Origin of the sequence: Brevibacillus laterosporus LMG 15441 (genome assembly GCF_000219535.2) — a bacterium.
GTDB lineage: Bacteria > Bacillota > Bacilli > Brevibacillales > Brevibacillaceae > Brevibacillus_B > Brevibacillus_B halotolerans.
On record NZ_CP007806.1, the window covers coordinates 2,063,254 to 2,074,190 of the forward strand.

At 39.3% G+C, this 10,937-nt stretch carries 10 protein-coding genes; 9 read left to right on the plus strand and 1 reads right to left on the minus strand.

The genetic code is table 11. The features are described from left to right. Window positions 1-26 precede the first annotated feature (26 nt). On the minus strand, window positions 27-914 hold the full coding sequence (locus tag BRLA_RS09600) for a hypothetical protein (RefSeq protein WP_003338609.1): 888 nt from the start codon (window positions 912-914) through the stop codon (window positions 27-29). Between the two features lie 218 nt (window positions 915-1,132). Between BRLA_RS09600 and BRLA_RS09605 the strand changes: the two genes are divergently transcribed. The 9 genes from BRLA_RS09605 (at window position 1,133) to BRLA_RS09645 (ending at window position 10,868) form a co-directional block, all read left to right on the plus strand. Then, the gene (locus tag BRLA_RS09605) at window positions 1,133-2,317 is read left to right on the plus strand and encodes a pyridoxal phosphate-dependent aminotransferase (protein ID WP_003338610.1); all 1,185 of its coding nucleotides are present in this window, start codon (window positions 1,133-1,135) and stop codon (window positions 2,315-2,317) included. 112 nt (window positions 2,318-2,429) lie between these two features. Continuing rightward, entirely contained in the window at window positions 2,430-3,722 is a 1,293-nt protein-coding gene (gene asnS, locus BRLA_RS09610) for an asparagine--tRNA ligase (RefSeq protein WP_003338612.1), read from the plus strand. Between the two features lie 331 nt (window positions 3,723-4,053). Next, window positions 4,054-5,010, plus strand: coding sequence for an ABC transporter permease (locus BRLA_RS09615; protein WP_003338614.1), 957 nt, complete (start codon window positions 4,054-4,056; stop codon window positions 5,008-5,010). After that, window positions 4,997-5,953 carry an iron chelate uptake ABC transporter family permease subunit gene (locus BRLA_RS09620; protein ID WP_003338615.1) on the plus strand — a complete coding sequence of 319 codons (957 nt, stop codon included), beginning with the start codon at window positions 4,997-4,999 and terminating at the stop codon, window positions 5,951-5,953. Before BRLA_RS09615 ends, BRLA_RS09620 begins: the two co-directional genes overlap by 14 nt. Next, complete coding sequence (locus BRLA_RS09625; RefSeq protein WP_003338616.1) at window positions 5,947-6,705, plus strand: iron ABC transporter ATP-binding protein; 759 nt, start codon at window positions 5,947-5,949, stop codon at window positions 6,703-6,705. The genes BRLA_RS09620 and BRLA_RS09625 overlap by 7 nt, the downstream gene beginning before the upstream one ends. A 406-nt stretch (window positions 6,706-7,111) precedes the next feature. Continuing rightward, a complete protein-coding gene (locus BRLA_RS09630) occupies window positions 7,112-8,077 on the plus strand; it encodes a siderophore ABC transporter substrate-binding protein (protein WP_003338617.1) in 966 nt (321 codons plus the stop codon). Between the two features lie 175 nt (window positions 8,078-8,252). Next, entirely contained in the window at window positions 8,253-8,987 is a 735-nt protein-coding gene (locus tag BRLA_RS09635; protein ID WP_003338618.1) for a DnaD domain-containing protein, read from the plus strand. A gap of 262 nt (window positions 8,988-9,249) precedes the next feature. Continuing rightward, entirely contained in the window at window positions 9,250-9,690 is a 441-nt protein-coding gene (locus tag BRLA_RS09640) for a hypothetical protein (protein WP_003338619.1), read from the plus strand. After that, a complete protein-coding gene (locus BRLA_RS09645) occupies window positions 9,687-10,868 on the plus strand; it encodes a glycosyltransferase family 4 protein (protein ID WP_003338620.1) in 1,182 nt (393 codons plus the stop codon). Before BRLA_RS09640 ends, BRLA_RS09645 begins: the two co-directional genes overlap by 4 nt. Window positions 10,869-10,937: the final 69 nt, after the last annotated feature.

Below are 10,937 nucleotides of genomic sequence, written 5' to 3' on the forward strand. Positions count from 1 at the left end.
AATCAATGTCTGTGGATGCTAAAGGATTAGCGCTTTGAAAATATGACCACAATGTTTTTCTGGTTCTTTCCGGTAGGCACAAGATATGTTTGCTTTAATGTGTTGTTACTCTGAATGGTAAAGGTATAGTTCATTTGAGAGACATGCTTTTTCAACGCAGGGGCTTGTTCCTTTTGCTCTAGGCAAGCTTGTTCATTGAGGTCAGCATTGTCATGTTTTGTTTCGATTTGTTTTTCCGATAGCATTTTTTCTATTTCTTCTTTGTGAATGTTACTTACCATACTCCCAAGCAATTGTTGATAAAGGGCGGGATCATGTATGGTGAGGAGGGGATGAGTTGCTTCATTTGCGATCTTTTCGGGGGTTTGTAACTTCTTCTGGGAAATGCCCCCGTACATATAACAGGCTAAGCTGTTCATTTCATGAGATTGTTTCCATTCGTTGTACAGCTCGGATGCCATTTTTTCCATGAAAGCAAGAAAGAGAGTGGCTTGTTTGGCAGCAAGACCGATAAGTATTTTTCGGGGATAAAGATAGGTTCGATCTCGCCCAGGACTTTTATCCACATTTTTTACCTTAAGCTGTCCAGATGGGAGCAGGTAGAGATTTTTCTTATCCGGATCACCTTGTTCAGAACTAATTTTTTTAAAGATGAAAAGTAGCTGTATTAGCTTCAGCAATAATTCTGTTGTTAAGATCTTCGTTTGTAGATATTCACGCGAATCCATTCCGGTTATTTGTTTCATTACAATGTTATTGTTGTCGCAAATACTATTCATTAATTCGAATACAGCCCCTTGTTTCCCTGTTTCGATTGGTTGTATTGGGGGCGGATTTACTACTTCCACATCTTGATTTTCTTTTGGGATTACCCAAATGAGAGCTAAGCATTTAAGAAAATTGGTATACTCCAAAAGGTCCCCTCCTTACTGCTACATGACAGTATATTTGATACCTTTATTAGATGCACCAACTCCCATAGTCGTTCATAAAATAGTCGCTTGTACGTTTGATAATAGCCCTTAAGATTCTATAACGAAGAACTATACATCTATATCTATGTGTGATAGGCTAACAATAAAGTATTTGGCATTTTTTATAACACGACGTTACCAGGAGGTTCAGGTTTTCCATGAAACTTGCAAATCGAGTCACAGTTCTTTCTCCATCTTCTACTTTGGCTATTACGGCGAAAGCAAACGAAATGAAGCGGCAAGGGATTGACGTTGTTAGCTTTGGAGCGGGGGAGCCTGACTTTAATACCCCGGAACATATCATTGAAGCAGCCGAAAAAGCGATGCGCGAAGGAAAAACCAAGTATACTGCAACAGCCGGTATTCCTGAATTGTTACAAGCCATCAGCAACAAGTATCAGCAGGAATATAATTTGACTTACACCACCAAGCAAGTCATCGTGACCAATGGGGGAAAACATGCCTTATTCAACTTGTTCATGGCGTTGTTAAACCCTGGTGATGAAGTGATTGTCCCGATTCCTTATTGGGTGAGCTATCCAGAGATGGTCAAGGTAGCAGAAGGCGTTCCTGTTTTTGTTGAAGGAAAGGAATCCAACAATTTCAAGGTGACAGCCGAGCAAGTAAAACAGGCTATCACCCCTCGGACACGTGCACTCATTATAAATTCTCCAAGTAATCCTACTGGCAGCATTTATACGCGTAAGGAATTGGAAGAAATTGTTGATGTTTGCTTGTCACATAATGTATTAATGGTATCTGATGAAATTTATGAAAAGCTGATCTATGATGGTCATGAAGCCGTTACAGTAGCCTCATTTGGCAAAGAGGCCTATGAAAACACAGTGATTATTAACGGAATGTCGAAACCATACTCCATGACAGGCTGGCGGATGGGCTACGCTTTAGGGAATGAGAATTTGATTCGTGCCATGGTTGATTTGTCGAGTCATAGTACTTCTAACCCAACTTCTTTTGCTCAATATGGAGCACTGGCGGCATTGACAGGACCTCAAACTTCCTTGGAAATGATGCGTGGCGAGTTTGTGAAGCGTCGTGATCGTGTAGTCGATTTATTAAATGAAATCGATGGTGTGAAATGCCTAAAACCAGAGGGAGCCTTCTATGTTTTCCCGAATGTTGCTAAAGCCATGGAAAAACAGGGCTTTACTAATATAGATGACTGGAGTAAAGCGTTATTAGAACAACAAAAGGTAGCTTTAATCCCGGGTAGTGGCTTTGGATCTCCTGAAAATATTCGCATTTCTTATGCAACATCTATGGAACAATTGGAAAAGGGCATTGCTCGTATTAAGCAATTTGTGGAAGGAAAGTCTCTCTAAGGAGGGGCTTTTTTCCATGCCGAAAAAGAAGCAAGAACAAGCGTTGAAATTAGTAGAGCGAGGATAGTATAATTGTAAGGGTTATCTGGTACAGATAAATGGAGGTCTTATTATGTCATTAATTACAATTGGTCAGGTCGGGCAACATGTCGGGCAAGAAGTCAAGATAGGTTGCTGGCTATACAACAAGAGAAGCAGTGGGAAAATTCAATTTCTCCAACTGCGTGACGGCTCTGGATTTATCCAAGGGGTTGTAGTAAAAGCAGAAGTAAGCGAAGAAGCTTGGAACAATGCGAAAGAACTAACCCAGGAAAGTTCTTTGTACATAAAAGGAATGGTACGCGCAGACGATCGTGCTCCAAGCGGTTATGAGCTAACAGTAACAGGAGTAGAAATTATTCAAATTGCTCAAGATTACCCGATTTCTCTTAAAGAGCATGGGGTAGACTTCTTGATGGATAACCGTCATCTATGGTTGCGTTCTCCACGTCAACGTGCCGCGATGGCTGTTCGCTCCGAAATTATTCGTTCCGTGTACGAGTTCTTCCAAATCAATGGATTTTATAAAGTAGATCCGCCGATTTTGACACCTACATCTGCTGAAGGAACAACTAACTTGTTCCATACGAAATATTTTGATGAAGATGCGTATCTCTCCCAAAGTGGTCAGTTATACATGGAAGCTGCTGCAATGGCTTTAGGACGTGTATTTTCTTTTGGTCCTACATTCCGTGCTGAGAAATCCAAAACACGTCGTCATTTAATTGAGTTCTGGATGATTGAACCGGAAATGGCATTCGTTGATCATGAGGAAAGCCTGCGCATTCAAGAAAATTTTGTATCACATGTGGTTCAGTCCGTATTAAAGAACTGCCAACGTGAGTTAAAAGCACTAGATCGCGATACTACGAAGCTGGAAAAGGTGAAAGCACCATTCCCGCGCATTACGTACGATGATGCGATTAAGCTTCTTCAAGAAAAAGGTAGCGAGATTAAATGGGGCGACGATTTTGGCGCACCAGATGAGACCGCAATTGCTGAGCATTTTGATATGCCTGTTTTCATTACGCATTATCCTGCGGAAATTAAGGCATTTTATATGAAGCCACATCCAGAACGTCCAGAAGTGGTTCTTTGTGCAGACTTGATTGCACCAGAGGGCTATGGAGAGATTATTGGTGGTAGCCAGCGTATTGATGATCCAGAATTACTAGAGGCACGTTTTAATGAGCATAACCTCTCTGAAGAAACCTACAAATGGTATATGGACCTACGTAAATATGGAACAGCACCTCATTCTGGATTCGGCTTGGGTTTAGAAAGAACAGTGGCATGGATCTGTGGATTGGATCATGTACGTGAGACAATTCCATTCCCTCGTCTGTTGTATAGACTATACCCATAATAGATTGTTTATCAATCAATAAACTTTTAATTTGTTAAATAGTAGGAAAACCTCTTGTTCAAAAATAAGAACAAGAGGTTTTTCCTGTTTCCTATTGATTAAAACTACTTTGTTTAGGGAAGAAAAGGTTAGAAATGTAGAAAAGACGAAAAAACAGTTGAATATGAGAATGAAAATCATTTATAATACTCTTTGGATGATGGTTAATGAAAATCAATCTCATTTGTAATAATTTGTAATATAAACAATTACATAATTGATCCATAACACGAAAATAAAACGATTAAATACTAAAGATCGCATCAGTTGCTAATGTCATACGGGGGGAACTATGAAAAAGAGATATTTATTTTTAGCATTAATCATCCTATCCATGTGCTCCTTATTTATTGGAGTTAAAAACATTACTCCACTTGACATTCTAAATTTTAATAATGAGCAGGTTGAAATTTTCTTAATTAGCCGTGTTCCACGATTAGTTAGCATTATTGTGGCTGGTATTAGCCTTAGTATCTGTGGCTTAATCATGCAGCAGATCACCCGTAATAAATTCGTATCTCCTACTACTGCTGGAACGATGGACTGCGCTCGATTAGGAGTGCTGGTATCACTCATGCTATTTACTACGGAGAGTCCGATTGTAAAGATGATTGTCGCATTTATTTTTGCCTTAGGTGGCACCTTTATTTTTATGAAAATCCTTAGAAAAATAAAGTTCAAAGACAATATCTTTATTCCATTGGTAGGTATTATGTTTGGTAATATTATCAGTTCTATAAGCACTTTCTTTGCTTATAAATATGACCTGATACAAAATATATCCTCATGGTTACAAGGAGACTTCTCCATGATCATGAAGGGAAGATATGAGCTTTTGTATATTAGTATCCCGCTTGTCATTATCGCCTTTCTTTATGCGAATAAATTCACGGTCGCAGGAATGGGAGAAGAATTCGCGGTTAATCTAGGACTCAACTATCAGCGTGTGATCAATATCGGATTAATCATCGTTGCTATGATTTCCTCTCTGGTATTGCTCACAGTCGGAATGATTCCATTCCTTGGTTTAATTATTCCGAACATCGTTTCCATTTATCGTGGGGATAATCTACGGAACAGTCTACCGCATACAGCCTTACTCGGAGCCGTATTTGTCCTAGCATGTGATATATTAGGGCGTATCGTAATTTTTCCTTATGAGCTCTCGATTGGACTTATGGTCGGAGTTATCGGCAGTGGAATCTTCCTGTATTTACTCATGAGGAGAAATGCATATGCAACAATGTAGAAGAATGTTGGGCATCCTTGCGATGATCGCACTCGTCTTGATCGGATTATTTATTTTCTACAAGATAAATGCGAATAATTGGGATTATGTTCTTCCCAAACGCAGTAAAAATGTACTTGCTATCTTATTAACTGGGGGAGCGATTGCGTTCTCATCTGTTGTATTTCAAACGATAACGAATAACCGAATCTTAACTCCTAGCGTCATCGGATTAGATTCGCTGTATATGTTTATTCAAACATTGGTCATTTTCTTGTTTGGTTCTATGCACATCACAATCACGAATAACAACGTTAACTTTGTGCTTTCAGTAGGGCTCATGATTGTATTCTCAAGCATTTTATTTAAAACGTTGTTTAGAGGTGAGGGCAGGAATATCTTTTTCTTGCTATTAGTGGGGATTATCTTTGGAACCTTTTTCTCCAGTCTATCCTCGTTTATGCAAATGTTAATTGATCCAAACGAATTTCAGGTCATTCAGGATAAAATGTTTGCCAGCTTTAACAGTGTAAACACAGATATCCTGATGCTATCTGTGATTGGAATAGCCTTAGCTTGTGGTTATATTTTTAAACAGTTAAAATTCCTCGATGTCTTGTCTTTGGGAAGAGATCAAGCGATTAATTTAGGAATTAACTACGAGCGAGTTGTGAAAAGATTACTGATCGTAATTGCGGTGCTAGTATCTATTTCAACCGCATTAGTTGGTCCGATTACCTTTTTAGGATTATTGGTAGCCAATCTGGCACGGGAATTCTTAAAGGTGTATCAGCACAAGTATTTGCTTATTGGTTCTATGCTGATTAGTACCATTGCTTTAGTTGGCGGACAGTTCATCGTGGAGCGGGTTTTTCAATTCTCGACACCGCTCAGTGTCATCATCAATTTTATTGGTGGTATGTACTTCTTATATCTGCTGTTAAAGGAGAATAAAGCATGGTAGAAGTTAAAAACGTCACAAAATTCTATGGAAATAAGCCTGTTGTTGAAAATATATCGGTGAAGATAAAAAAGGGAAGCATCACCTCCTTTATCGGTCCCAACGGTGCTGGAAAAAGTACATTGCTGTCCATGATCAGCCGCTTACTCAAGAAAGATGAAGGCGAGGTTTATATTGAAGGACAGGAAATAAGTAAATGGAACAGCAATGATTTGGCCAAGAAGATTTCGATTCTAAAACAGTCCAACCATATTAATATTCGTTTAACCGTGAAAGAATTGATAAGTTTCGGTCGTTTTCCTTATTCACAGGGTAATTTATCACCGGAAGATTGGAAATATGTCGAAGAAGCGATTGCTTACATGGAACTGGAAGATATGCAGGATAAATATTTAGACCAATTAAGCGGTGGACAAAGACAACGAGCTTACATTGCAATGGTTATCGCGCAAAACACGGATTATATCCTGTTGGATGAGCCACTTAATAACTTGGATATGAAGCACTCGGTGCAAATCATGAAAACCCTGCGACGGTTAGTAGCTGAATTAGGCAAGACGATCATCATTGTTATTCATGATATTAACTTTGCATCCTGTTACTCCGATTATATTGTTGCATTAAAAGACGGTAAAATCGTCAAAGAGGGCTCGACCCAAGAAATCATTAACCCTAGGGTCTTACAGGACTTGTATGAGATGGATTTCAATATCCAAAACATCGAGGGTAATGACATTTGTGTCTATTTCGCTTAACAAAGAATTTCGCTGAAAACCAATTTACAAATCATACTGAGAACGAAAACGGATGTAGTTGGATTCATGAAACAAAGAACCGAAAAAGGATGGCAAAACTGGCCTGCCGATGTGGGAAACCTTCTTTCCTCCCTTTCTTAACGTACGGAAGAGACCTACGGGTTGATTCCAAGCTGGGTAATACCCAATGACAAGCGTCCTGTCGTCACTCAAGCAAGGGGGATCACGGACCGCGTAGCAATGTAAGGACGTGAATTGACATAGGACACTTGGAGGAAGAGAAAGAAGGTACAAAGCAGGCACAGATAAGTTTTACCTTTGTTTCATTAGCTGAAGGAAGAGCAGATCTTCCTAGCATATGATCTGGTCTACATCTTGTTTCAAAAAATTTATAGAGGTGAGAATGTTGAAGAAATTAGCAATGGTATTTGCTACATTTATGTTAGCATTGGTTACGGCGGCTTGCGGGTCAAATAATGCTACAGATAAAACATCTGGTGCTCAACCAGAAGCAGCAAAACAAGCAGCTCCTGTAGAAATTACTGTAAAACACGAACTAGGTGAGACAGTAGTTAAGAAAAATCCACAAAAAGTCATTGTGTTTGACTTTGGTTCCCTTGACACTATGGATGCATTGGGCGTAGAACCAGCTGGTCTGCCACAAAAAAGCCTACCTAGCTATCTAGATAAATACAAAGATGAAAAATATATCAATGTTGGTGGTTTGAAAGAGCCTGACTTTGAAAAAATTCATGAAGCAAAACCTGATTTAATCATCATTGCTGGTCGTCAAGCCGATAAGTATGAAGAATTTAAAAAGATCGCTCCAACAATCTACATGGATGTTGATGATAAGAAATACATGGAATCCTTCACTACTAAAGTAAAAACATTGGCTCAAATTTTTGATAAAGAAGCAAAAGCTGATGAAATGCTAGCTAAAATTGAAAAAGAAATTAAAGACCTAAATGAAAAAACAAAAGCTGACGAGAAAAAAGCTTTAGTTATTCTTGCTAACGATGGCAAAGTAAGTGCTTATGGTTCTACTTCTCGCTTTGGTATTGTTCATGATGTGTTTGGCTTCAAACAAGCAGATGATAAAATCGGCGCATCTACACATGGACAAAGTGTTTCTTTCGAGTACATCTTGGAGAAAAACCCTGATTACATTTTCGTAGTTGACCGTACTGCGGCTATTAAAAAAGGTGAATCTTCTGCGAAACAAGTAATAGAAAATGAAATTGTGAAGAAAACGAATGCAGTTAAAAACAATAAAGTCATTTACCTAGATCCAGGATACTGGTACCTATCTGGTGGCGGATTAGAATCTGTATCTGAAATGGTAAAAGAAACAGCTGCTGTTTATAAATAAAAAATAAAATAGCACTGAAGGAACGTTACAGCTAGTAGAAATCCCCCTTTCTACTAGCTGTTTTCTTTTTTCAGCTTTTTGTATGGCAAAGAAAGATCCTCCAATGGTTTATATGTTTTTTTACTAGGTGAATTTGCCTGTCCTTGTTATAATAGGGGAGAGGTGAAAGCACGACATGGATCGACAAATAAGACAATTGATACAAGAGGGTTCTACGTCCGTTTCTAATTTATTATTAAAAAATTATAAACGTATGTCGTTAGCGGACGAAGAAATGATGTTAATTATCCACCTCTTGTCATTTCAACAAGAAGGGAATCAATTTCCTACCTTATCGCAGCTTGAGGATCGGCTCTCCATGTCTGGATTGCGTTTAATACAATTGTTGCAGAAAATGATGAAGGATCAATGGATCAGCATTGATGAGAATGTTGATGAACAAACAGGTTTTCGTTCGGAAAGCTACAATCTTTCTGTTGTCTATGACCGTTTGTTTGAGTGTTTGAAACAAAGTTATCAAGTACAACGTGAAGCATTTAGTGATTCCAGACAGGAAGTGGCAGTAACGTCTCACATGGATATACCGGGTGGACCTACTGATACGATGCTATTTACACTAGATGAGGACCAGCAGCCAGATAATTTGTACACACAATTTGAACAAACATTTGGGCGACCGCTTTCTCCGATTGAGGTAGAGACATTACAAATTTGGGTGGAAGAGGATAGATATGCAGAAGAGCTAATCATAGCTGCCTTACGAGAGGCACAGTCTGTTGGCAAGCTATTTATCCGCTATATTGACCGTATCTTATTGGAGTGGCAACGCAATCAGGTCTGCTCTGTTGAGGAAGCGAGAGAGTACAGTCAACGATTTCGTCGCCAAGTAGCTGTAAAAGAGGGACGGTAGGTTAGCAATCAGAGATCATCTAGGCTACAGTATAAAAAATAAATAAAGAAAAAACCCCTTTACGCAATCGATAAAAGGCTCTATGTTTTCATGCTCTTTACCGATGCGCAAAGGGGTTTTTGTATTCCTTGGCTTTATAGTAGCCAGCCATTAAGAATACCGAGTGAGAGCATTGCATGATTTGAATGAGAACAACCTAGTAGGTATGCACCTATCAGCCGGTTAAGTACATAGAATATAACATGTAAAGGAGGGAGAACTAATGGATAATCGAAAGCAGCTAGAACTGAATACTGAGGGAGGGCCTTCTGTTTTCTCGGCCATGTTTGATTTGCAAGCCTCAGGGGGCCAAAATGACTGCCGGGTGATCCCTGATGCCGTTTTATTGGAGGGACTATATCCAAAAAGGGCGAAAGAAAAACAAGAATTACTTAATCAATGGAAGGAAATGCAGCAGCGTTTAGATCAGTTGGAGAAGGAGCGAACCGTATGGCAAGAACAAATTAAAGAATATCAGAAGGTAATGGCTACGATGGAATCCAAAATGGCTGCGATGATAAATCGATGGGAGATGTTACAGCACAATAGCGAAAAATGGAAACAACAAGTGGAGAAAGTAGTTCTTCAATGGAACAAGGAACGAGAACAAATTTATCAGATCGTGCTTACCATTAAAAAGGAATGGGAATCAAACAGAGCATGAGAATTGCAATCATAAGTCCTGGCCCTTTTTCTGTTCCACCTGTTCGAGGTAGTTCAGTTGAATTGGATATTGATGAGGTAAGTAAAAGATTAGCACTGTCTCATGATATCGAAATTTACACAAGAACCTGTGAAGATTACCCACGGTCAGAACTAGATGGCAGAATCAAGTATATTCGGTTATCGTATCATGGACAAAAATCTTATATGAAGCAAGTAGCAAGTCGAATAAAAAAAAACAAGCCTGATTTAATTTTGATAGAGAATCGTCCAAGTTTTGTTTCTATAGTGCGCAAGGCTTGTAAAGATATACCTATTGTACTAAATATGCATTCTCATGTATTTGCTTCACGTAAGGTGATTTCGCCTCTCCGTATGAAAAAAGTGAAAAAGCAGGTAGATTGTTTTATTACCAACAGTAACTATCTACGACAATATCTTATCAAGAAGCATGGTATCTCAACACAGAAGATACACGCCGTTCACCTTGGAGTAGATGTTCCCACTTATTCACTGTCTAAGGAGGGGCAGAAGATCATTTCCGAAAAACGAGAATCCCTGGGTTATCAACCGCACCATCGCGTGATGATGTATGCCGGGCGATTAATGCGTGAAAAAGGGGTACATCTCTTAATTCATGCCTTCGAACAGATCGCTAAGCGAGACCAGCATGCACGTCTGCTCATAGTTGGCGGAAAAGGATATGGAAACAATGAGGAAAACAAATACGTACGCTATTTGAAAAAATTGGCTACACCCCTAAAAGAGAAGGTACGCTTTGTTAATTTTATCCCTTCGAAACAGATGCCAGAGTGGTATCATATCTGTGATATTGTAGCTACCCCATCCGTTTGGAACGAGCCGTTTTGTCGGGTTAATATAGAGGGAATGGCGGCAGGAAAGCCTATTTTAACTACAACAAAAGGAGGAATAGGAGAGGTGGTTGAACACAATGAGACCGGCTATCTCATTCCTCCTAAGGAATGGGTGAAAACCATACCAGACCTCTGGGAACAAATGTGGAATTCTGCCTCTTTCTTTACAACCTTTGGCTCTCGTTCGATATTACGAGCAAGTGAATTTACATGGGAAAAAACAGCTAATGAATATATGGAGGTTTTCTCTAAGGCAATTCAGATACGTGAACAGAAAAAACAGCGCCCACGCCAGAAAACGTAGGCGCTTTTTACATAGGCATCCGCCACTATTTGGGTAATTATGGCCAATCACCCAAACCGTTGTTTTCCC

Coding starts and splice junctions, on each gene's coding strand:
- BRLA_RS09605 (WP_003338610.1), top strand. CDS start 1,133: ATGAAACTTGCAAATCGAGTCACAGTTCTTTCTCCATCTTCTACTTTG.
- asnS (WP_003338612.1), top strand. CDS start 2,430: ATGTCATTAATTACAATTGGTCAGGTCGGGCAACATGTCGGGCAAGAA.
- BRLA_RS09615 (WP_003338614.1), top strand. CDS start 4,054: ATGAAAAAGAGATATTTATTTTTAGCATTAATCATCCTATCCATGTGC.
- BRLA_RS09620 (WP_003338615.1), top strand. CDS start 4,997: ATGCAACAATGTAGAAGAATGTTGGGCATCCTTGCGATGATCGCACTC.
- BRLA_RS09625 (WP_003338616.1), top strand. CDS start 5,947: ATGGTAGAAGTTAAAAACGTCACAAAATTCTATGGAAATAAGCCTGTT.
- BRLA_RS09635 (WP_003338618.1), top strand. CDS start 8,253: ATGGATCGACAAATAAGACAATTGATACAAGAGGGTTCTACGTCCGTT.
- BRLA_RS09640 (WP_003338619.1), top strand. CDS start 9,250: ATGGATAATCGAAAGCAGCTAGAACTGAATACTGAGGGAGGGCCTTCT.
- BRLA_RS09645 (WP_003338620.1), top strand. CDS start 9,687: ATGAGAATTGCAATCATAAGTCCTGGCCCTTTTTCTGTTCCACCTGTT.